We start from the raw sequence: 22,001 nt of genomic DNA, 5'->3' as shown, positions 1-22,001 counted from the left end.
AAATGAGAATTATTGTTATACTATAACAATAATTCGATTTTCGTAGGAAAGCCGTGGTGCGAATAATAAAGTGGTTAAGTATTTGGATGATGTTGCTGTCCAGCACTGCATGGGCGGCTGACCAGACGTTTGTCTTTGAAATGGGGCGCTGGGTCATGGAACAGCAGCGTGACTTTCACCGTGAATTAGCGCGTTTGGTACAAACTTTAGCCAAGCAAGAAAGCCCTGCATTAATCGGCAGTTTGCTGGTGGCTAGCTTCCTGTATGGTGTATTTCATGCGGCCGGCCCAGGTCATGGTAAAGCGGTAATCGGTTCTTACCTACTTGCTACCAAAGCGCCGTTGCGTAAGGGTGTTCAGCTGTCTTTTATCTCCGCTTTGGCGCAAGGTGCAGTGGCGATTCTCTTGGTTTGGGGGATGGCACAATTACTTGATATTGCTGGTGCTATCACTGAAACCACCCGTGTCCTTGAGCTAGCTTCTTATGCCGCTATTGGTTTGATTGGTATTTGGATGCTGTGGCGTTTGGCACAAGGTAAATCCAGTTGTGGGCATGATCACAGTAAGGATCATTTGCACGATCACAGTCACCACGATTGTGGTCATCATCATGAGCATAGCCACTGTGAGCATCATGATCATAGTCATGATCATAGTCATAGTCATGAGCATGAATGTAAGCACCATGCTCATCAGCATGATGCAAAGCTTTTGGATACGCCTGATGATGAAGTAAAAACAGCCAAGCGCAGCACCATAGCCATGGTATCTGCGATTGGTATTCGCCCGTGTACGGGGGCGGTCTTAGTGCTGTTGTTTGCCACCAGCACAGGCATTTTTCAATGGGGCGTATTAGCGACCTTGGTGATGTCGTTAGGCACGGGCTTAACGGTATCTGCGTTAGCATTACTGAGTGTATTGTTTCGCGATGGCAGCTTCGCTTTAAGCCCCAGTCGATGGCGACAACGGGTGACACGCCTATTGGGTGTGCTTGCCGCATGTGCCTTAATTTTTATCAGTGTCACGATGATTTACAGTGACCTACAAGTAGCAGGGCGGGCATTCTAATGACCGAACACCACCACTCTCATACGGCTGGCCATGATCATGCACACAATCATGATGTATGCATTGAGCAGGCCTTGGAAACCGCTGAAACGGTTTGTTCTGAGCAAGGCCAGCGTCTAACCAAAGTGCGCCGACGCGCGCTTGAGCTGATTTGGCAAAGCCACCGTCCTCTTGGGGCGTATCAGCTATTGGCGAAGCTAGCAGAAGAGGGCTTCAACTCGGCCCCGCCAACGGTTTATCGTGCACTGGACTTTCTGATGTCGGCAGGCTTGATTCACAAGGTAGAGTCTATGAACGCCTACCTCGGTTGTGCCCACGCAGATAAGCCGCACAAGGGCTATTTCTTAATCTGTGATGACTGCCAAAATGTGATGGAATTTGATTACCAAGACATTCACCAATCGTTGATTGATAAGGCTGCGGAGCAGGGCTTTGAACTGCGTTCTGAAACCATCGAATTGACCGGCTTATGTGCCGATTGTCGTACTCAGGAAGCGCCTGCATCATGAGTACACGATTAGCAGAGCTGCAAGATATTGGCATTCGTTTTGGGGAACGCCAACTGCTGAGCAATATTAATATGACCCTGCATCAAGGGGAGATTGTGACGCTGATTGGCCCGAATGGCAGTGGTAAGAGTACTTTGATTCGTACCCTCTTAGGCTTGCAAGAGCCTACCACGGGTAAAGTGGTGCGCCATGACCATTTGCGAATTGGTTACATGCCTCAAAAACTGCATATTGATCCGACCTTGCCGCTGACGGTTAAGCACTTTTTAGGTTTGGTACGTGGCGTGAATAAAAAAGACATTCGCCCTACGCTCAATAAAGTGGGTATTCCGCACTTAGAAAACTCCCAAGTACATGTGTTGTCCGGCGGTGAAACACAGCGATTGCTATTGGCCCGTGCACTGTTGAATCGCCCTAACTTATTGGTATTGGATGAACCAGTACAAGGGGTCGATGTCAGTGGTCAGGTAGAACTGTACAACCTGATCGATGTGATTCGCAAAGAGCTAAACTGTGGTGTTTTGATGATTTCCCATGACTTGCACTTGGTGATGGCTCAAACGGATACGGTGGTGTGTATCAATCAGCATGTGTGTTGTTCAGGTACACCTCAGCATGTCAAAGGCCACCCCGCGTATCAGGCTCTGTTCGGCATCCCTGGTGCGGATTCGTCCTTGGCGATTTATGCCCACAATCATAATCACGTGCACGATGACAGTGGTGAAGTGGTCGAAGAAGGCCATGTACACACGGCCAGTTGCCAGCACCATGCTCATTAATCGGAGATTTCTAAAACATGCTTGAACTGTTAATGAGAGCCTTGATTGGCGGCATTGGTGTGGCAGCCGTTGCGGGGCCGTTAGGTGCGTTCGTCGTTTGGCGACGGATGGCATACTTTGGTGATACCTTAGCGCACTCTGCTTTACTGGGTGTGGCGTTGGGTTTCTTGTTGGATATTAATTTGAACTTCGCCATTGTTGTGCTGTGTGTTGGCTTGGCATTGGTACTGGTGGCGTTGCAGAAAAAACACATTATCGCAACGGATACATTGCTGGGCATCTTAGCCCATTCCGCTTTGTCGCTGGGACTGGTGGCGGTTAGCTTTTTGGACAATGTGCGCATTGATCTAATGGCGTACTTATTTGGTGATTTGCTTGCCATCAGTCAGACAGACTTATATTGGATTTATGGCGGTGGTTTGTTAGTGATGAGCTTGTTAGTGACCTTCTGGCGTCCTTTGCTGGCTCTGACCGTGAACGAAGAGTTGGCGAAAGTGGAAGGTTATCCAGTTGAAGCCATCCGCCTGTTGCTAATGCTGTTGGTGGCGGTGGTCATCGCGGTGGCGATGAAGATCGTTGGTGTGTTGCTGATTACGTCTTTGATGATCATTCCGGCTGCAACGTCGCGTAAGCTTTCACAGACGCCTGTACAGATGGCGTCTATGGCAGGCGTATTAGGGTGTTTGTCGGTGTGTGGTGGCTTGTGGGCGTCGTATCATTGGGATACACCGACTGGCCCAAGTGTGGTTGTCTGTGCAGCGCTTCTATTCTTGATCGCTTACACTCTGCCGATTCGTAAGACGGCTTAAACTGAGCGCTGATCGTCAAGTCAGACTTAAAAATGCGACATCTTGAGAGATCAAGGTGTCGCATTTTTTATGGCGTATTGCTTAGGCTCTTCATTTAATGAAACGCTTTTTAGCGAGTGAGAAGGTTGTCTAGAGATACACGTCCAGCGCCTTGTTTCATGAGTAGTAACGCCATAGCGGCCCAAGAAGTATGCAAGGCATAGGCACTAGGGTAAACAAAGATTTGAATCACTAGGGTCATAGCCAAAATGCCTACAGCGCCTAATCGCGTGAACAGGCCCAGTATGAGCAAAATGGGCAGTACATGCTCGGCAGCGGTGGCGAGATAGGCCGCGAGATTGGCTGAGATCAGAGGCAGGGCGTACTCATACTCAAATAAGAAGAATGTGGATTCCTTTATGGTAGGTAAGCCAAATTCAAATTGCCCCGCCAGCGGGTTAAAGGCGAAGCCTTCGATTTTTGTCTGTCCTGAAAGCCAAAATACAGTGGCCAGAGCGAACCGAGTTAACAACAGAATGAGTGCTTCTGGAAGGGTGCGAAACAACTGTTCGGGAACACGCGTTAACAGGTTTAGCATAATCTGGCTCCTAAGATTCGTAAATATCTGAGAAAACTTCCCAAGTTATTAATTTTGCGAGAGTTTGGCCTAAGTCGAAGGACTCACTTTCAGGCAGTGCTTGGCTAAGACTGGGGTTCTTTTTTAGCGTAGTAATGAACTCGAACTCAATGCTGCTGAGCGGGTAAATGCAACCGTACAGGCCAGATTTTGTGAGCATCAAGTATTCCGTTTGCTGAAGCTGTAATTGACTCAAATCTTGCTGCGGTTGCTTATGTGCTAGGTAAAGTTTCCCGACGGTGTAAGGGTAGCTTAGCAGTTCACATTGTGAGCAAAGTAACAGTTGTAAGGCTTCTGGGTTACTGGCTTGGCTGAGACGTTGTTGCGCTTCTATGAGGGATAAATGAGTCGGCTCAGCGCTATGTGTCATCTGCAAAAGTCGGTATTCAAGGTCACACAAACTGGCGAGATAGGGCAATGATTGGGCTGCAAAGAAATGACTGACAAATTCACTGAATTGATCACCGTACTCGCTCAGGATTGCCGATTCAGGAGGGTGTCGATCCACGTATTGGCGTGCCATGGCATTAAAAAAAGCGTCACCCACCACCTGTTTACACACGGGAAAAATCTCCCCAAGGGCTTCCATTAGGGAGACAAACACATTGTTACGGTAGACGTTTAGGCGTTGTGTGCGCTCTGCGAGCGAGTGGCCCTTAATATCGTTGAGTAGGTCTTCTTGCTCTAGTTCGTTTGTGGAAAATAGAGCCTGACTAAATTGCTGCTGCATTCTGGGCCTCCTTTACTAAGGCTCGAATACGGTCGGCCATAACTGCCTCTTCTCGTAACACGGACAACTCAGGAAAATTGCCATCACGTTCAATCAGAGTTGGACGATCTCCTATCAGCTCAATTGTGTGCTGATAAAGGTGCCAGACATCGGTGGTCACCGGTTGATCATGTGAGTCGATCTTCAGTGCGGGTTGCGCCTTCTCGTCTAAAGTATGTCCTGCTAAATGTATCTGCTGAACGGCCTGTAACGGGAAGGTTCGTAAATAATCATAAGGGTTACGTTGATGATTAAAGCAAGAGACATCAACGTTATTCACGTCGAGTAGAAGCCCACATCCTGTGCGTTTGACCAATTCCGCAATAAAGTCGGTTTCTTCCATAGCGCTGGAGCAAAACTCGAAATAGGTAGAAGGGTTCTCGATTAATATCTGGCGTTTGAGTCGTGCTTGTACTTGGTCAACGTGCTCACACAGTCGCTGCAACCGATCTTCGGTGTAGGGCACTGGCAGTAAGTCATTAAAGAAATATTGCTGGTGAGTAGACCAAGCCAAGTGCTCTGAAAATACGGCGGGTTGAACTCGTTCCACTAAGCGTGCAACGCGTTCTAAATGCTCAAGGTTGAGCTTCTCATCACCTCCTAAGGATAAGCCCACACCATGTACAGTGATGTCATACAGGTTTCGAATCTTTTCAAGGTAATGACGCGCGGGACCACCGTCACTTAAGTAGTTTTCGGCATGGATCTCAAAAAAGCCAACCTTAGGTTGTGTCGCTAAGATTTGCTCATAATAGCATGGCTTTAAGCTGATCCCTGTTTGCTGGGCAAAGCCTGAGGGTAAAGATTTACCCTCGGCTTGCGGCTTACTAAAGGTCATCATGACAGCCCTTAGAATGCTTCCAATTTACCGTGACCAGAAGGCGATGTTGGCGAATCCATTTCCACGCATGTGCCAGCTGGAACCAGTTTCCAAGCATTGCCTTGGTAATCCATAGTCGATGTGCCGGCACAAGAAGTACCTGGGCCTGCGGCACAGTCATTTTGACCAGCAAGCGCTACGCCGTAGCATTTTTCTTTCGATGCGGCTTGAGCTGGAACCGCTACAGCAGATAGAGCAACAGCAGTACCTAAAGCAAGAGCAAGGGAAGTGTTTTTAGTAGACATAATGTTTTCCTCTAATGAGATAATGTTGATTTGCCTACATTGGACGAGAGTCTTTTTGAATTTCTTACACGTCATTTCAAAAAAATGATAATTTTTACTTCCAGAAAAATGCTTTTCTAAAATGGCGGTTTTGTGACTCATGTATTAAGTTTTTATGACAATTGCAGTTGAGGGGTGGGTTTTTCCTTCAATAAGCGTAAAGTAAAATTCTTAACTCATTGAATTATAAGGAGACTATGGATATGTCTAAGAAAGAAATTAAAGCAATCAAGTCAGAGATTAAAGCACGCAAAGAAAAAGTGGCTAAGCAAAAAGATAAAATTGCTAAATTGAAAAAGTCACTTAAAAAGAAATCTGCAAAATAAGTTTTGCTGGATTTAAAACGGGGCCAACATGGCCCCGTTTTGCTTTATAGCGGTTATGCTATGAATGCCTGTTATTTGTCTTGCGCAGATGCGTCAGACGCTTTGACATAGCGTTGGCTTAAGTCACGCAGATTCAGCATTTGTTTGCCAAATTGGCGACAGGCTGGACACATGGCTGTGTGTAAACCTAGGTTCACTTTTTCACTATTCGTCAGGTTACGATCGAGTCGTTCTGATAAAAGCTGTGTGGCTTGTGTGCATTTCATCATGGTGTGTTCTCTCCGATAAACCAGTTATCTTCTAGACATTCACGCAGGCGTAGGCGAGCACGGAACAAGGTGGTGTTTAGGTTACTCACACTGACTTCTTCATTTTCACAGATCTCTTTAGTTTCCAGTTCCAGGAATTCTCGCATCATAAAATAGCGGCTGTGCTTCGCTGGCAAAGCTTCTAAACAGACATCAAATGTGCGCCAGAAATGAGAGTTTTCAATATCGTGATCAGGCTCATCCCATTTTTTTGGACGCTCGCTTTTTTGCCAATGGCCTTTTTCATTAAACAGATCTTCTAGTAAAGCTTCGTCACTTCGCCCTGCGCCTTCTTCTAATAAACTGACGTTGGTATAACGCTTTTCCTTACGCAAAATATCAATCAATTTATTTTTAAGGATGGCAAACACCCAAGTTTTCAAGGCAGCTTGACGATTAAAACGCTCAATATTTTGATAAGCGGATAGCATGGCTTCTTGAACGGCATCTTCGGCAAGCGCCTCGTTGCGAACTTGTAAAATAGCGAATTTAAGCATCTGACTGCGTAGCGCTTCCATAAATTCAGTATCTTGAAATAGCTGACTAGAGGCTTGTTCGTTGGAGCGAGATAGGGCTTGGGTCATGTTAAATCTCGGCTTGTCGTTTTATGAAAAATCAATTTATCGAATTAGACGAATCAAGCCGAGGTTTTATTACAAGACGATACAAAAAATTATGGATTCAAAGCCTGCATTGCGTTAGCGAGCGTGTCAGCGTTATAAGGTGGTCGCAAAGAGCCTGCAAACTTCCCGTCTGGGTTAATTAATAAAATTTTGTCTTGATGAAGCTGATATTTCTCAGCACTAGTGACCTGGGCAAGGTCTGAGTAAACCGCCTGAGTGGCTGGTACTATGTGTACGCCTAATGTGGCAAGTTGAACCATGGTGCCTTGGCAGACTGCATCGCAGAACTCTGGCTGTAAGCGGATAGCTTGCCATGAGTTGCTTTCGAGTCGCTCAATGGGTGGTATCTGGCGTGGAAACTCTAGCAGTTGAACTCCAAGCTCAGCTTGTTTGGCTTCATCTAGGGCTGGGCCTGCGAAATTGTTTTGGTAGGACTGAGTCGCCACCCAGAATGCACCGGCGACCAGTGCCACACCAATGAATCTTGCGCTTAAACGACTCATTAAGCTTCTCCAGCCGCCTTAGCTTCTGCTAGGTACTCGTCTTTCAGTTTAATGTAATTTAGGCCTGCGTATTGGAAGTACTCGATCTCTTTTTCAGATAGAGGGCGGGCTTGTTTTACGGGGGAGCCCATGTATAAGTAGCCTGATTCTAGACGCTTACCTGGTGGTACTAGGGAGCCTGCGCCAATGATCACTTTATCTTCGATCACAGCACCGTCTAGGATGGTCGTGCCCATGCCGACTAGAACTTTATTGCCGATCTTACAGCCGTGTAGCATGGCCATATGGCCAATGGTTACATCATCACCGATTTCAAGCGGGTGGCCTTCTGGCTTGTAAGTGCTGGCATGGGTGATGTGTAGGCAGGAGTTGTCTTGGATACTGGTACGCTGGCCGATACGGATACGGTGCATATCACCACGTATGGCAACCAATGGCCAAACCGAGCTGTCCTCGCCGATTTCCACATCGCCGATGATCACAGCGCTGTCGTCGACCCATACTCGTGCTCCGAAACTTGGCGTGTGGCCGCGAAATGATTTAACTGGCATTCTCTCTTCCTTAGCACACACAGTGCAGCATTAATGAAAGCTATGGGTGTGATCGACGTTTCCCCATTGAAAAAGCGCCAAGACCACATATCTTATAAGACAGTACTAACCCTATTTCAGCTGGAGTGTTTTGGCACTCAGCAAACGCCAAAAAGGATAACACGATATGACACAATCCGTATGGGATGCCACGACATTGCCAGAATTTTCCAAAGTCGAGCCAAAGAACATCGTTGCCGACTTAGAAGCGTTGCTAGAGAAGAACCGCAATGACATCGCAGCGGTAGTTGAAAAGAACGCACAGCCAACGTGGGCAAGTCTGGTTACGCCTTTGGATGAAATCCACGATCGCCTAAGCCAATTCTGGTCACCGATCAGTCATCTAAATTCGGTACAAAACACGCCAGAGATTCGTGAAGCTTACAATGCCAGCTTGCCAAAGCTAAGCGACTACTACACCGAGCTGGGTCAAAATAAAGCGCTATACGAAGCTTACAAAGCCCTAGCCGAAAGCGATGAGGCTAAATCTCTGACACCAGCACAAGCTGAAGCGCTAACTCAAACCATTCGTGATTTTGAATTGTCAGGCGTCGGTTTAGAAGGCGAGCCAAAGAAACGCTACGGTGAAATCAGTGCGCGCTTATCTGAGCTAGGCAGCCAGTTTGGTGAAAATGTATTGGACTCAACTCGTGCATGGAGCAAGCTGATCACCGACGAAGCAGAACTGGCGGGCTTACCTGAATCAGCCCTTGCCCAAGCCAAGCAAATGGCGCAAGCGAAAGAACAAGAAGGCTGGTTATTTACGTTAGATATCCCTTCCTACTTGCCTGTGATGAGCTATGCAGACAGCCAAGAACTGCGCAAAGAGATGTACACGGCGTACGCAACGCGCGCCTCTGAACTAAGCAGCGAAGGTAAATTCGACAACGCGCCATTGATCGATGAAATCCTAGCGCTACGCCATGAAATGGCTAAGACCCTTGGCTTTGACAACTACGCAGAATTATCTGTTGCTACGAAAATGGCGGAAAGTGGTCAGCAAGTAGTGGACTTCTTGAACGATCTTGCAGTGAAGTCTAAACCTTCTGCTGAAAGTGATTTAGCTGACCTGAAAGCCTTTGCTAAAGCAGAGCACGGTGTTGAAGAGCTAAATTCTTGGGATGTTGGCTACTACGCGGAGAAACTGCGCGAGAAGAAATATTCCATTTCACAAGAAGTGTTACGCCCTTACTTCCCGATCAATAAAGTCCTGTCGGGCTTGTTCCATACGGCACAAACCTTGTTCGGTGTGAATATCCGCGAAGAGTCTGATTTTGATACGTACCACAAAGACGTTCAACTGTTTACCATTTCTAAAAATGGTGAAGACATTGCTCGCTTCTTCTTAGATCCTTACGCTCGTGAAGGTAAGCGTGGTGGCGCTTGGATGGACGAATGCCGTGTGCGTCGTCGTTTAGACGATGGCCGTCTACAGCTGCCTGTGGCGTATCTTGTTTGTAACTTCACTCAGCCAATTGGCGATAAGCCAGCGCTTTTAACGCACGATGAGGTCACAACGCTGTTCCACGAGTTTGGTCACGGCTTGCACCACATGCTGACGCAGGTAGAAGTGTCGTCTGTATCAGGCATCAATGGCGTAGCGTGGGATGCGGTCGAGTTGCCAAGTCAGTTTATGGAAAACTGGTGCTGGGAGCCGGAAGCCCTAGCGCACATTGCAGGTCACTTCGAAACGAATGAGCCACTGCCTCAAGACTTGTTAGACAAAATGCTCGCGGCGAAGAACTTCCAGTCTGGTATGCAGATGGTACGTCAATTGGAGTTCTCTCTATTCGACTTCCGCTTACACCGTGAATACCAAGACGGCATCAAGGCGCAAGACGTATTAGACGAGGTGCGCAGCCAAGTAGCGGTCACTGTCCCACCAGCGTTTAACCGTTTCCAGAACAGCTTCTCGCACATCTTTGCGGGTGGCTATGCGGCCGGTTACTACAGCTACAAATGGGCGGAAGTATTGTCTGCGGATGCGTTCTCAAAATTCGAGGAAGATGGCATCTTCAACACTGAAACCGGTGCCCACTTCCGTGATACCATATTGGCAAACGGTGGTTCACGCCCAGCGGCCGAGCTATTTGAAGCCTTCCGCGGCCGTGAACCAAGTGTCGATGCGTTACTGCGCCATAGTGGCATTGCGGCTTAAGAGCTTATTGCACCCAGCCCCTTTTGCCTCAACGAAGGTGGCAGAGGGGCTGCTTTGAACGGTTATTACTCAATGCCGACCGTGGGGCATCCCTGCCCCAGACGGTCGGTCGACGCCATCCATGGCGTCTGCTTTTGAGTAATAACCGCTTAATCAAACAAGCTCTATGATCTGATTAGGTGAAGCTTGCGTTCCTTTTAAACAGCCACCAAGGATGGTGGCGCGAGGGCTCTGGCGCAGGGATGCGCCACGCCCGAGTGAAAAGGAACCAAGTAAAGCCGAACCAAATAACTAGCAGCACTGAAGCATCGAGCCAGTACCAATAAACCGAGGTAAGAAATGACAGTTAAACGCTTTATCGCGGGGGCAGTTTGCCCACGTTGTAATGAGATGGATAAGATTCGTGCATGGCGCGATGATGATGCCGAGAAACAATACCGCGAATGTATTGCCTGTGGGTACGAAGATGAACAATCGACTGTTGTACAAGCGCAACCACAAGAGTTAGCTACCCGCGTTAATCAGCCTCATTCTTCTGCACCAGAGGGTGATACGGCAGTGATTAACTTTGTGCCGAACCCAGGGTCAACGAAGCACTGATCTATTAGGCGAGGGCTACGTTAGTCTGCGTAGCCGCTGCCAATCGCACTAAAAGGCATATCTAAACCTAATTCAGGGACTTGCTTACCAATCCATGCAGGGAAGGTGTTGCTGTTTGGTCCAGGGAAGACGCTGTATTCGTTTTTCCAAGGGTAGCTTTGCACCGCTTGGTCTATCTTGGGAATCAGTTCGGCTGCTCTCTCACCTTTGATTGATAAAATCTTTTCGGGCTTTGCGCCAAACCAATAACGATCAGGTGTCGCAGTGTTATAGCTGTATAGCGCGGGTTGGCCGCGTTCGACACGCCAACCCGTAACCTCGTGTACTTTATACTGTGATGCTCCCGTTTCTTTAGTGGCGATCCAGGTATGAATGGCAAACCAGCCGCGCCAGCTAAACGCATCGGCACCGTAAAACTCAATAATGGCTTCTTGCTCTTGTTGCGGGTCAGGGGCAATACCCGCAGGCTCTCGACTTGCGGTGCGCCAATCGGAATTCGAGCAGGCGCTAACAAGTACGGCTAAGCTTGTTACAAATAACGTTTTCTTCATAGTCTTCTCCATGTCATCTTTTCAGTTTGACAAAAAAAACGCGCAAGATGCGCGTTGTTAGAGAAGGTTCCAGATTTAATCCATAATATGGATAAATTCACTGCTGGTGCGGCGAACTTTTTTCAAATTTACGAGCCAATCGCCTTCTTCTTGTCGGTAGCCTAACGGTAGAAGAATCACAGAGCGAAGCCCTTTCTCTTTTAGGCCAAGGATTTCATCCACTTTTTCTGGGTCGAAGCCTTCCATCGGTGTGCTATCAACGCCTTCTTCAGCTGCGGCTATTAAAGCCGTGCCTAAGCCAATGTAGGCTTGACGTGCAGCGTGCTCATAGTTGACTTCAGCTGGACGAGGAGGGTATGCAGCGAGGATCTTTTGTCGATATGCTTCCCAACCTTCGTTGGTAAAGCCTCGCTCTTCGTTAACCAAGTCAAACATGGTGTTAATACGTTGCTCTGTGTAGTTGTCCCAGGCAGCAAACACGAGCAGGTGAGAGCCATCAACAATTTGTTGTTGGTTCCAAGCATGAGGGACGATTTGTTCGCGTAGAGCTTTGTTTTTAACAACAATGACTTGGTAAGGCTGTAAGCCGCTAGAGCTGGCGCTTAAGCGGATGGCTTCTAGGATACGGTTAACTTTATCTTCTGGGACGCTTTTTGATGCGTCCATTTTCTTGGTGGCATAACGCCAGTTGAGTGTGTCAATTAGAGAGGTCATACGCATTCTCATTGAGGTAGTAAAACCATCAGTATGAGAGATGCGTACAATAAAGAATACGGTTTTTTGAGGAATAAAATGTATATGGAATCACAGCAGATGTGGAATCAGCTCGTCCTCAGGCGTTGGAGGCAGGAAGAGATAGCCTTGCAGGTACTCGACTCCCATATTGGTCAGCAAACGACGTTGTTCCTCTGTCTCAACACCCTCCGCAACGACCTTATAATTAAATGACGCGGCAATTTGAGAAACCGCCTCTACAATCGCACGCCCACCTGTATCCATCGACCAAATAAAAGAACGGTCAATTTTTACGTAATCCACATCAAATTCCTGCATGACAGACAAAGAAGAATAGCCTGTACCAAAGTCATCAATGGAGACTTGGATACCCGTCTGCTTAAGGCGGCGAATATTCTCAATCAAACGTTTCTTATCGTGCGCAAACAGGGACTCGGTAATTTCCAAATCAAGGCTATGAGCTGGGAAGCCGGTTCGCTTTAACGTGGCGGCAACTTCGTCAGGGAAGTCATCATCCAGAAGCTGCTGAATAGAAACGTTGACGCTGACCCCTAGCTCAGGATTATGCTTCTGCATTCGTTTACCTGCTAAGCAGGCCTCGCCAAGTACCCAAAGGCCTATAGAGCGAATAAAACCATATTGCTCTGCAACGGCAATGAATTCATCTGGTGGGATCATTTCACCATCTAGTTGCCAGCGCAAAAGTGCTTCTACGGCTTCGATTCTACCAGTATTAGTTGCGATGATCGGCTGGAATACTAGGAACAGTTCATGTCGGTGAATTGCATTTTCTAGGTGGTCTCGAAGACGAAGTTCGCGCATAAGCTGTTCACGCAGTGATTCATCAAAGATGCCCACACGACTTTTTTCTGTTCGCTTTTGATTGTACATGGCCATGTCTGCGCGTTGGATAATACGCTCATGCTGGCTGCCATGTTGAGGATAGTAAGCAATACCTATGGTGGCACCAAGATTGAGTTTAGAGCCATCGACCACATAGGGTATTGAAATGGTGTCGATGAGTTCTTGCGCGTCATCAAGGAGGCCATCATGTTGCTCGACGGCTAATAAGAACTCATCACCACCCCAACGGCACAATAAATCAGACGGCTCAACATTTTGTTGGATACGTTTACTGGCTTCGCGGATCACATGGTCACCTGTCTCGTGGCCAAGAGAGTCATTGATAGTTTTAAAACCGTCCAAATCTATAAAAAGAACGGCTATCTGAGTGTTGGGCTGTGTTTGCAGTCGATAATTTAGCTTTTCAGAAAACGCTTTACGATTGTATAACCCTGTTAAAGGGTCGATATTTGAGAGGGAATATATTTCTTGTGTTCGCTTAGCAACTTCTTGCTCCATGTGAGAGATCAAGTGATCATTTTGATGCTTTAAGCGAATAGAGCGAGAGGTAAATAGAGCAGCTTTATTTGCACCAGCAAACATCAAAAGAGAAAAGGCTAATGTTATGTAGCCCAAAGTATGGTGCAAGTCATTGCTGGAAAGCAAAAGAGAGATGGTCAATGGTAAGGAGACCAAGCCACAATAGAGCGAAGAAAGTTTTCTGGAACTGGACAAGAGGCTAACGGATCCCCCAGCGAATGCAGAAATAACAATGCCAGTAATAGCAATTTCGGCCCAATTGTCAGTCTGTACAACCGCCGCTGCATAGCCCCCCCACAGCCCTCCAGAAACACTCGCCCCTATTGCAAAGCGTCGAAAAGCAGACCTGATCGTTTGACCGTCTTGGTGACGAGCATGGGAGAAAAAATAGGTGAGATCGACCAATCTTAGCAAAACAACTGCGTTGATCGCTGCCCACCATGCTAGCTGTAGTAATCGGTTTGGCTCAGAGTGAGGAAAGGTAAAGACCAAAACAGAAGAGGTAATAAACGTGATAAATAGCCCCATTCCTGCATTGGAATAGAGCAGATTTACAGCATCTTTTTGTTCCATCTTCGATAATTCAGTTGGCGACATAGGGATCGATTATTCTCTTTTTTATGCGCTTCCAGCACATAGATGGTAGCCCAATTGTGCGCGTTATAACGCATTCGCTAATGCATTATCAAAGTCATAACGCTCAATATAACGCTTAAGTATATCTAATTTATCGGAAGAGTAGTCTGATTCTTGAAGTTTGTTTAAACATTCTAATGCATCGTCAGCATCGCCTAACTGACATGCTTGTCGAAATTGCGTCATTAAATCCCGTTGCAGCTGTTCATCCATCGTGCCTTTCGCGGGAGTGCCGTTTGAAGCAGGCATCGCGCTTTCCTCCGCTTTTGCTGCACTAGGAACGAGGTGAACAAATTGAGTTAAGCAATCACATAGTGGCTGCCAATGTATTGGTTTAGCAATGAAGTCTGAGAAACCACTTTTAAGGTAAGCCTCTTTTTCATGCTCTAAGCTGGATGCAGTAACCGCTATAACAGGTAGAGAACTCAACTCTGTCTGCTGGCGGATGCGATTTATAAGTGTCATGCCATCCATTTTCGGCATTCGAATATCGGAAAAAACAATGTCTACGTCGGAGTTGATAAATTCTAGGGCTTGGGCACCGTCTTCGGCCAGAATGGTTTTAAATCCTAACTTGATAAGGGTTTGGTTGAGCATATCGCGGCTAGGCTCATCATCTTCAATTATCAACGCTGTTTTAGGTGTGTCGAGAATTAGTTTTTGATGAGTATGGTTTTTTCCATAAGAATCTTCTGCAGTAATGGTAACTGGTAGGTCAATTTGAATGTCGGTGCCTTGTCCAAGCGTACTGTGTAAAGCAAAAGTTCCTCCCATCGCATCGGCAAGACGCCTAGACAGTACTAGTCCTAAACCGGTGCCACCATTTTTCTTACCGCTTTGCCCTTGGCTGAAAGGGGTAAATAGGTGATCCAGTTCCTCTTGGCTGATGCCTGGGCCAGTGTCAGATATACGTATTTTTAAGTGTTTATTTCTATAGGAAGCCGTGAACTGAATGGTTCCTTGTTGAGTAAATTTCACTGCGTTGTCTAACGCGTTGGTAATGATCTGACCGAATTTAACTTTGTCGAGAACGGCGTGATCCTGTCTATTTAGCTGTATCTCAACCTTAAATTGGAGCCCTTTATCTTGTGCTTTTTGTGCTTGAAGGTTTACCAAATCTTGAATTTCTTGTGTCAGCGGAAACTTCTCTTCATGTAATTGAAGGCGACCGGCTTCAATTTTTGATAGGTCTAAAATATCGTTGATCAATCCCAGTAAGCGCTGACCTGCAGAGTAAATTCGTTCAATTTGACGGCTTGGTTCTGCACCTAAGTTGTCTTGTTGAAGCAATTGCGCATAACCAAGAATAGCATTGAGTGGTGTGCGAATTTCATGGCTCATGTTCGCCAAAAACACACTTTTACTAGCGTTGGCTTGATCTGCTCTATGCTTAGCATCTTGTAGCTCTTGTTGTAGTAAAAACGTGTCGGTGATGTCGCGTGCTACCGATAGAATACCGACTACATCTCCGTCAGTGTTAACAAAAGGTGTGCGAATAATACTGAAGTAAGCTTTATGTTCTTCAGTTGGTGCCACCCAAGTGGAGGTGTGGCACAGGTTCAGATTCTTAAGTAAAGAGTGCTCCTGCTTTAACCAGATTTCTTTCTGCTCATCTGTAAGACTATCGAATATAGTACGTTCACCAAAAAAGCTTCGATAAGCTTGGTTTGCAATAGGCGTTTCTTGTTCGAAGAGGTCAAGTACAACAAGGTCAGGTAGCACTTCAAATAGTAACGTGACCATGGCGTCACTCTGGTTCTTTTCTGACTCCACTACTTTTCTTGGCGTTATATTCTCTATCGTACCTAAGAGCATGGATTTCTTGTTAAAACTGTCTGAGGTGCTCCCCTTTAGAGCAAGCCAGCATGGTGTTTCGGTATTTAAGCGAAACTCAATATCAAGAGCTTGGTTTGAACTTAAGCGAGCCTGACGAAAAGCTTCGTAGACCTGTTCTTGATCTTGTTGATGAATGGTATCGATGAATTCACTAAGGGTCTTAGGTGTTTGCACTTGTGGCGGTACGATATATCGAAATGCTCGAGATATCTCAAACTCAGCTGAATGTTTAGACATGCGCCATTCGACAGCGTTGATTGCAATGAGGGCTGCTTTAAACCTCTGTCTCTGATGATTAACAATGCTACGACTGCGCCACGCATAACCGACCAGAGAAAGTAGCAATAAAATAATCAGTGAGCTCCAGCTAATATAGGCCCAATTTAATTGATGTTTAACCAAGTAGTTAGTGTTATCTAAATACCAGCTTTCAGCGATTTGATAACGTTGCTCGGGAGTAAGAGATTCAATCCATCGATTAAACATATCAACAAGCTGTGGCCAATCTTTTCGAACAGCAAAGGCGAGGTGAGTTTGGATAGGCAGTTGCCCCCTGATCTCCAAGTTTGTCTTGCCCATTGCTGTAAGTTGGAATTGCCCTAAGGCATAGGTTGTGATCAAAAAGTCAAATTGACCGCTTTCAAGGGCTGATATACCTGCATGTATATCTTCCACTTCGATAAAGTTTGCATCTGGGTATCTCTGGTAGAGTTCCCATGTATAACCATAGCCTTTGATAATACCAACAGGGCTAGGGTGGATATCGGGTAGGTCTTGAATCTGACCTCCGATCTTGTTGGAAATAACAATCAGGTTGTTGCTGATGTATGAGTCAGTAAAAGTATAATTGTCATGTAAGGTGAGACTTCCTAACACATCTGAAAGAACATCGACTTGTTTTGCTCTTGCCAGTGATAACGATTCTGACCAAGAACTGGTGGGACGAAATTCAAATTCGATCCCAGTATCATTGGAAAACCTTTTTAAAAAAGAAGCTACAATCCCGATATATTCTCCCTCATCGGTGAATGCTTCGAATGGCAGCCAGTTTGGGTCACCTGTGAAAATGATTGGAGCATTATGTCTCTCTATCCATTGTTTATCCCCAGAAGTAAGCTCAAAAGCATAAACGTTAGGGATCAACAACAGACTAAAGAATAGAGCTAGTCGAACACGAAATGTTTGAGTTAAAGGCTTTCTTCGCATGCGGGCTTCCTGCTCAGACAGCGTTCTAAGTTCTCCTCATTTAGAGGTTCGGGCTTATGAAAATGGTAGCCTTGCCCCCATTCAATCCCCATACTTTTGTATCTGTCAGCGAGGGTTTGGTTTTCTACAAATTCGACTACACATGGTTTATTTAGCTTCTTGGCGACATCTACTATCGATTGCACCATTGCTAGGCTTGCTTCAGAGTGTTCTATTTCTCGGGCGAAGATGCCGTCAATTTTGATGTGATCAAATGGGAAATCGCGCAAGTAACTAAAGCTAGAATAACCACTACCAAAATCGTCTATAGCAATGCTGCAGCCTAATTGCTTTATTTGCTCCAAAATAGACGAGGTTTTATTAACGTGAATAATTTGCTCAGTTTCAGTGACCTCAAAGCATAGCTTGCTTGGTGAAACTGCATATTTCTCTAATGAGTCTTGGATGTAGTCCGCAAGATGAGGGTCGCGTAAGGTGGTTGCTGAAAGATTGATCGCAACCTGTTTGATACGCTGTTGTTGTCTTGGATGAGTACTAAGGAACTCACACACTTTACGGATTACCCAGCGATCAATATCTGCGATCAGCTGGTATCGCTCAGCCGCGAACAAAAAATTATCAGGGAATATTAAACAGTCGTTATCAGGGTCATACAGGCGGATCAAAGCTTCTAGATGAATACCATCAACACAACCGCTTAATGGGCAAATCTGCTGGAAGTAAACACGAAAATGATCGTACTTTAGGGCGTCAATTAAACGTAATGCCCAATTCTGGCGGGTATTTTGTCGACTGGCTTGTTCTTCTAGATCGGAAAAATAGCGCACAGATTGCTCGCCGTCGCGTTTGGCGTTATACATCACTTCATCAGCCATCATTAGGACTTGATCAAAGGATGTAATAGATTGGTCTATCTTTACAACGGCTAGGGTCGCGCCGATATCAAAATGTCTGCCGTCCCAGTTGAAGGTAAACTCGGCAAACTCAGTGTGAAGCTGGCTTGCAATGCTACTTACATGCTCGATGTTATCGGTTGGGCAGATGACGGAAAAACTGTCCCCACTTAGTCTAGCAACAAAAGCATTACTGCCTGCGACAAGGCTAATCATTTCAGCCGCTTCGCTAAGTAGTTCGTCCCCTGCGATAAGTCCACAGCTCTCGTTGACTACTCTAAACCTAGCCAGATCAATGGCAATATAAAAAGCGGGCTTAAAGTTCTCCGTCGGTTGAGAAATGATCTCTACGATGTTTCTTTCTAAAGCTTTTCGATTGTGAGTTCGACTGACAAAATCATGTTCAGCAAGGTACTTTAGGCGATCTTGCATGTACCTTCTTTCATTGATCTCTTCACGTAATAGCTTGTTAGTACTCACAAGCTCAGCGGTTCTCTGACGTACTCGGTCCTCTAATTCATTATTCAGTGATCGAAGTTGTAGCAATAACTGGTAACGCTCCTGATGATGTTTGACTCGAGCGATCACTTCGTCTGCATTGATGGGTTTGGTGATATAGTCATTACCACCCACGGCAAAGCCTTGGCTTATATCATCGGTACGCCCAGTGACAAAGATAATGGGGATTTCATAGAAGCGAGTGTCTTTGCGCAAGATACTACAGAGGTCAAAACCGCTCATACCAGGCATCATTACATCTAGCAATATGAGGTCTGGAGTGATTTGCTCGAGTATAGATAGTGCACGCTCAGCGGATATTGCGACAGATACTTTGCAATCTAATGGCACTAGTACTCTTCGTAGCACGTCGATGTTGTCAGGGACGTCATCTACGATTAAAACAGTGAATGCTTTCATCTCAATTCCATTATTACAACGTCGTTTTTAGAGTCGTTTATTTTATAAACAAAGTCTAGAGGTCATTCGTTATGATTGGTATCTATTCACATTTAGATATCACTATGAAAGGTGTTTTTCTGCTGACGGTGACTGATATACAGGTTTATACTGATCTAAACACTTGCCGAAATACAACAATAGGATGGTCTTATGACGCAGCATTTAGTGTTAACAGTAATTGGAGACGATCGCCCAGGATTGGTAGAAGCCTTATCCCATGTGGTCGCTGAACACCATGGCAACTGGAGTGAGAGTCGCATGGCGCATTTGGCTGATAAGTTCGCCGGAATCGTGACTGTGACCGTACCTAAAGCAAACGAGTTGGCCCTCGTCGATGCCTTAAAAGCACTCTCCGAAATAGGTTTAAAAGTATCAATTGAAGCCGCCAATCAAGGTACTGCAACCCAGGATGTTGTCGTGTTATCCGTCATGGGTAATGATCGTACTGGTATTATTCGTGAAGTATCGAAAACGCTCAGTAGTCTAGGTGCCAATGTAATTGATTTGAATAGCTATTGTGAGCCAGCCCCAATGAGCTCGGAAATGCTTTTCAAAGCGGAATTGGAAATCGCTTTGCCTGCTAACTGCTCAGTGCAAGCGCTAGAAAAAGCCATCGAAGAGATCAGCAGTGACTTGGTGGTTGAACTGGTGGAATAACCCAGTTCGCTACCCACTAGAAATAATCAGGTGTAGCAAATAAGTCTTTTATATGAGCTTCTGGGAAATATTGTGTTTCCAGTTGCAGCCTAGATGGAACCTGTTTCAATAGAGCTATTTAAGCGAAACAGGTTCTCTATGCCACTTCCTGCCACATTCCGCGCGCTCAGCAATCCACATTACCGTTTATGGGTGAGTGCAGCCTTTATCTCCAATATTGGTACTTGGTTACAGCGTACAGCTCAAGATTGGCTGGTTATTTCAGACTTAACGTCACAAAACGCTGCAGCAGTGGGCGTGGTGGTGTTCCTACAATTTATTCCTCAGATATTACTGTTGCCAGTGACTGGCTGGGCAGCAGATCGGATTGATCGACGTAAACTGCTTTTATTAACTCAGCTAGCCATGGCTGGATTAGCGTTTATTCTTGGTTCTATCGTATTACTTGATGTCGTTCAGCTTTGGCATGTTTATGCCTGTGCGCTTGGTTTAGGCATTGTCTCCGCGTTTGATGCCCCTGCACGCCATGCGTTTGTTTCTGATGTGGTGGCGGAGAAAGATGTGCCGAATGCAGTGTCCCTAAATTCCATGTCATTCCATTCCGCTCGATTGATTGGTCCTGCTATTGCGGGCGTTTTAATTGCGGTGTGGGGAACTGGATGGGTGTTTATGCTGAATGTCATTACCTTCGCTCCATTACTGTTTGCGCTGTTTTGGCTAGGTAGGCAGACCTTGCTAGGGCTCAATGAGACTCGAACTAATAGTGGTAAAGCCGGCTTTTTGGCTGGCTTTCGATATATCAATCAGCGACGAGAAATCATTGTTTTGCTATGCACGGTGGCGTTAATTACTTCTGTAGTGATGAATTTTCCTGTGTATTTGTCAGCTATGACGGTGCATGTTTTTCAAGGGCATGCGGGCCAATACGGTATGCTGATTTCCATGATGGCCATTGGCTCGATTCTCGGCGCGCTGGTGACGGCTAGCCGAGCACAGCCTACTTTCGGTTTTCTTGTTTGTTTACCCTTTGCTGTGGCGCTGAGTGCATTGTTATTGGCTTTGGCACCAAGCTTTATGTTGTTCGCTGTCTGTATGACGCTGCTTGGATTAAGTACTCAATTACTCACGATCTCAACCTTCACTTTCATTCAACTGTCTACGACCAAAGCATTTCGTGGTCGTGTGATGGCGATTGCGCTAGCTACCATGATGGGTAGTACGGCACTGGGGGCACCGTTAGTCGGCTGGGTGGCAGATGAATTTGGCGCTCGTTGGTCAATAGGGTTTGGATGTTTGTCTGCCATATTCGCGCTTTTGATCGGAACTTTGTATTGGCGTGTTGTATACCAGCCAAAACGATTGTCGCAAGATCAGTAAACGAGCAGGGGCCATGTTTGCCAAGCCCCTTTAAAACAGCGCGTTAAATAGTCTCGCATTTCAAGGCGTTAGAGTGAACACCAAACCAACTAGACCAGGCTTTATGAGGGTGGAGGATGAAGCCTTCCTCTCGAAGTAAGCCTTGCGTGATTTGGATATCCGTACGTGGATTATGCATTTGATAGTCAATGTTGAAATCGATGCTCACAGTTTTCTGCCCCGCCAATAAGCGTTTAGAAATTACCTCACTGTAAACCACCATTTCTATATCCTCCCTTTCGCCAAATCCAATTCGGTCACCTGTTTTTGCACCTGCGATGAGCTTTACTGGAGCCGCTTGGCATAGCTTTCCTTGAGCATTGTATGTGAGATAGCGTCCTTCTCCTTTTAATCCATGTAAAAAGGGTAAACTGCCAACCTTCACCGAGGTGATGGTGAGTACACCGTGAGCGCCTGAAGGAATAGTTGGCAAGGAGCGTGCTGGGGCGCTCATAGCAAATAAAGACAGAACCACCCCCCAAAGAATAACGATCAGAGTATGCATTCTTAGACTCCTTTTGACTGATAAGTTGCGTGGTTTTGGCTTGGCAGACTCAATAGAACCAGCATGATGAGCACACCGAAACCTGGGATCAGCAAGACGAGAAACCACCAAAGTGATAAGCCCGTGTCTCGTAAACGTCTTACCGTAATGGCCAATGTTGGAATCAGCGCGATCACTGAGTAAATCAGATCAAGCCATCCTGGGTTATTAGTCAGTATTTCGATCGTGGCGATAAACAGACTGATCAAGACACTGATTAACGCAAACATCCAGAACGCTCGGCGTTGGGTTAGGCTAGTAAAATCAGCGTAGTGACGAAAAGCATCAAGATACCAATACATGGGAGTTCTCCTGTGTTAAAAAGTGAGTTCATAATCGAGCAAAGCCTGTAAACTCGCGTCC

24 protein-coding genes are annotated in these 22,001 nt (G+C 46.1%); 9 read left to right on the top strand and 15 right to left on the bottom strand.

Annotated features, from left to right (window positions below; translation table 11 throughout):
- Positions 1-56 precede the first annotated feature (56 nt).
- The 4 genes from C8D85_RS16145 to znuB are packed head-to-tail and all read left to right on the top strand — an operon-like array spanning position 57 to position 3,164.
- A complete protein-coding gene (locus C8D85_RS16145; RefSeq protein ID WP_244937039.1) occupies positions 57-1,067 on the top strand; it encodes a nickel/cobalt transporter in 1,011 nt (336 codons plus the stop codon).
- Positions 1,067-1,576, top strand: a complete 510-nt coding sequence (locus C8D85_RS16140; RefSeq protein ID WP_133564695.1) for a Fur family transcriptional regulator — start codon at positions 1,067-1,069, stop codon at positions 1,574-1,576. The genes C8D85_RS16145 and C8D85_RS16140 overlap by 1 nt, the downstream gene beginning before the upstream one ends.
- Positions 1,573-2,355: a zinc ABC transporter ATP-binding protein ZnuC gene (gene znuC / locus C8D85_RS16135; RefSeq protein ID WP_133564694.1), complete on the top strand. Its 783-nt coding sequence runs from the start codon at positions 1,573-1,575 to the stop codon at positions 2,353-2,355. The genes C8D85_RS16140 and znuC overlap by 4 nt, the downstream gene beginning before the upstream one ends.
- Positions 2,356-2,372: 17 nt before the next feature.
- The gene (znuB, locus tag C8D85_RS16130) at positions 2,373-3,164 is read left to right on the top strand and encodes a zinc ABC transporter permease subunit ZnuB (RefSeq protein WP_133564692.1); all 792 of its coding nucleotides are present in this window, start codon (positions 2,373-2,375) and stop codon (positions 3,162-3,164) included.
- 109 nt (positions 3,165-3,273) lie between these two features.
- Here znuB and C8D85_RS16125 read toward each other — a convergent pair whose 3' ends face one another.
- Genes C8D85_RS16125 through C8D85_RS16110 form a run of 4 tightly spaced genes read right to left on the bottom strand, consistent with a single transcriptional unit; the run spans position 3,274 to position 5,674 of the window.
- Positions 3,274-3,741 carry a DoxX family protein gene (locus C8D85_RS16125; RefSeq protein WP_133564689.1) on the bottom strand — a complete coding sequence of 156 codons (468 nt, stop codon included), beginning with the start codon at positions 3,739-3,741 and terminating at the stop codon, positions 3,274-3,276.
- A gap of 10 nt (positions 3,742-3,751) precedes the next feature.
- Positions 3,752-4,510 (bottom strand): HvfC/BufC N-terminal domain-containing protein, encoded by a 759-nt coding sequence (locus C8D85_RS16120; protein ID WP_133564687.1) that lies wholly within the window; start codon positions 4,508-4,510, stop codon positions 3,752-3,754.
- Positions 4,494-5,390 (bottom strand): MNIO family bufferin maturase, encoded by an 897-nt coding sequence (bufB, locus tag C8D85_RS16115; protein WP_244937038.1) that lies wholly within the window; start codon positions 5,388-5,390, stop codon positions 4,494-4,496. The genes C8D85_RS16120 and bufB overlap by 17 nt, the downstream gene beginning before the upstream one ends.
- Positions 5,391-5,398: 8 nt before the next feature.
- Positions 5,399-5,674: a BufA1 family periplasmic bufferin-type metallophore gene (locus tag C8D85_RS16110; RefSeq protein ID WP_133564684.1), complete on the bottom strand. Its 276-nt coding sequence runs from the start codon at positions 5,672-5,674 to the stop codon at positions 5,399-5,401.
- Positions 5,675-5,916: 242 nt separating this feature from the next.
- Between C8D85_RS16110 and C8D85_RS18230 the strand changes: the two genes are divergently transcribed.
- A complete protein-coding gene (locus tag C8D85_RS18230) occupies positions 5,917-6,039 on the top strand; it encodes a hypothetical protein (protein WP_280524927.1) in 123 nt (40 codons plus the stop codon).
- Positions 6,040-6,110: 71 nt separating this feature from the next.
- Here C8D85_RS18230 and C8D85_RS16105 read toward each other — a convergent pair whose 3' ends face one another.
- The 4 genes from C8D85_RS16105 to C8D85_RS16090 all read right to left on the bottom strand — a co-directional run bounded on the left by C8D85_RS16105 (position 6,111) and on the right by C8D85_RS16090 (position 8,024).
- The gene (locus C8D85_RS16105; protein WP_133564682.1) at positions 6,111-6,308 is read right to left on the bottom strand and encodes a zf-HC2 domain-containing protein; all 198 of its coding nucleotides are present in this window, start codon (positions 6,306-6,308) and stop codon (positions 6,111-6,113) included.
- Complete coding sequence (locus tag C8D85_RS16100; RefSeq protein WP_133564679.1) at positions 6,305-6,931, bottom strand: RNA polymerase factor sigma-70; 627 nt, start codon at positions 6,929-6,931, stop codon at positions 6,305-6,307. The genes C8D85_RS16105 and C8D85_RS16100 overlap by 4 nt, the downstream gene beginning before the upstream one ends.
- Before the next feature lie 89 nt (positions 6,932-7,020).
- Positions 7,021-7,473, bottom strand: a complete 453-nt coding sequence (locus C8D85_RS16095) for a hypothetical protein (protein WP_133564676.1) — start codon at positions 7,471-7,473, stop codon at positions 7,021-7,023.
- Positions 7,473-8,024 carry a gamma carbonic anhydrase family protein gene (locus tag C8D85_RS16090; protein WP_133564673.1) on the bottom strand — a complete coding sequence of 184 codons (552 nt, stop codon included), beginning with the start codon at positions 8,022-8,024 and terminating at the stop codon, positions 7,473-7,475. The genes C8D85_RS16095 and C8D85_RS16090 overlap by 1 nt, the downstream gene beginning before the upstream one ends.
- Positions 8,025-8,190: 166 nt before the next feature.
- On the opposite strand from C8D85_RS16090, the gene prlC reads away from it, so the two are divergent.
- A complete protein-coding gene (gene prlC, locus C8D85_RS16085) occupies positions 8,191-10,221 on the top strand; it encodes an oligopeptidase A (protein WP_133564670.1) in 2,031 nt (676 codons plus the stop codon).
- A gap of 339 nt (positions 10,222-10,560) precedes the next feature.
- The gene (locus C8D85_RS16080; protein ID WP_133564667.1) at positions 10,561-10,821 is read left to right on the top strand and encodes a YheV family putative zinc ribbon protein; all 261 of its coding nucleotides are present in this window, start codon (positions 10,561-10,563) and stop codon (positions 10,819-10,821) included.
- Between the two features lie 20 nt (positions 10,822-10,841).
- Here the strand turns inward: C8D85_RS16080 and C8D85_RS16075 are convergent, their stop codons facing one another.
- The 5 genes from C8D85_RS16075 to C8D85_RS16055 form a co-directional block, all read right to left on the bottom strand.
- Positions 10,842-11,372: a DUF3750 domain-containing protein gene (locus C8D85_RS16075; RefSeq protein WP_133564665.1), complete on the bottom strand. Its 531-nt coding sequence runs from the start codon at positions 11,370-11,372 to the stop codon at positions 10,842-10,844.
- A 75-nt stretch (positions 11,373-11,447) separates the two neighbouring features.
- The gene (locus C8D85_RS16070) at positions 11,448-12,086 is read right to left on the bottom strand and encodes an NAD(P)H-dependent oxidoreductase (protein WP_133564663.1); all 639 of its coding nucleotides are present in this window, start codon (positions 12,084-12,086) and stop codon (positions 11,448-11,450) included.
- 90 nt (positions 12,087-12,176) lie between these two features.
- Positions 12,177-14,087 carry a putative bifunctional diguanylate cyclase/phosphodiesterase gene (locus C8D85_RS16065; protein ID WP_133564661.1) on the bottom strand — a complete coding sequence of 637 codons (1,911 nt, stop codon included), beginning with the start codon at positions 14,085-14,087 and terminating at the stop codon, positions 12,177-12,179.
- A 63-nt stretch (positions 14,088-14,150) separates the two neighbouring features.
- Positions 14,151-17,168: an ATP-binding protein gene (locus tag C8D85_RS16060; protein WP_133564659.1), complete on the bottom strand. Its 3,018-nt coding sequence runs from the start codon at positions 17,166-17,168 to the stop codon at positions 14,151-14,153.
- Entirely contained in the window at positions 17,150-18,979 is a 1,830-nt protein-coding gene (locus C8D85_RS16055) for a putative bifunctional diguanylate cyclase/phosphodiesterase (protein ID WP_133564657.1), read from the bottom strand. The genes C8D85_RS16060 and C8D85_RS16055 overlap by 19 nt, the downstream gene beginning before the upstream one ends.
- Positions 18,980-19,171: 192 nt before the next feature.
- Here C8D85_RS16055 and C8D85_RS16050 point away from each other — a divergent pair, with 192 nt between their 5' ends.
- Positions 19,172-19,678 carry a glycine cleavage system transcriptional repressor gene (locus tag C8D85_RS16050; RefSeq protein ID WP_133564655.1) on the top strand — a complete coding sequence of 169 codons (507 nt, stop codon included), beginning with the start codon at positions 19,172-19,174 and terminating at the stop codon, positions 19,676-19,678.
- Positions 19,679-19,816: 138 nt separating this feature from the next.
- The gene (locus C8D85_RS16045) at positions 19,817-21,055 is read left to right on the top strand and encodes an MFS transporter (RefSeq protein WP_133564653.1); all 1,239 of its coding nucleotides are present in this window, start codon (positions 19,817-19,819) and stop codon (positions 21,053-21,055) included.
- A gap of 43 nt (positions 21,056-21,098) precedes the next feature.
- Here the strand turns inward: C8D85_RS16045 and C8D85_RS16040 are convergent, their stop codons facing one another.
- Together C8D85_RS16040 and C8D85_RS16035 are read right to left on the bottom strand one after the other, a co-directional pair.
- Positions 21,099-21,599 carry a hypothetical protein gene (locus C8D85_RS16040; RefSeq protein WP_133564651.1) on the bottom strand — a complete coding sequence of 167 codons (501 nt, stop codon included), beginning with the start codon at positions 21,597-21,599 and terminating at the stop codon, positions 21,099-21,101.
- Between the two features lie 2 nt (positions 21,600-21,601).
- A complete protein-coding gene (locus C8D85_RS16035) occupies positions 21,602-21,940 on the bottom strand; it encodes a DUF805 domain-containing protein (RefSeq protein WP_133564649.1) in 339 nt (112 codons plus the stop codon).
- Positions 21,941-22,001: the final 61 nt, after the last annotated feature.

This window comes from Marinomonas communis, from assembly GCF_004363305.1.
In the GTDB taxonomy this organism is placed as follows: domain Bacteria; phylum Pseudomonadota; class Gammaproteobacteria; order Pseudomonadales; family Marinomonadaceae; genus Marinomonas; species Marinomonas communis.
Note: the sequence above shows the minus strand (reverse complement) of the source record. Positions and strands in the feature narration are given on the sequence as shown.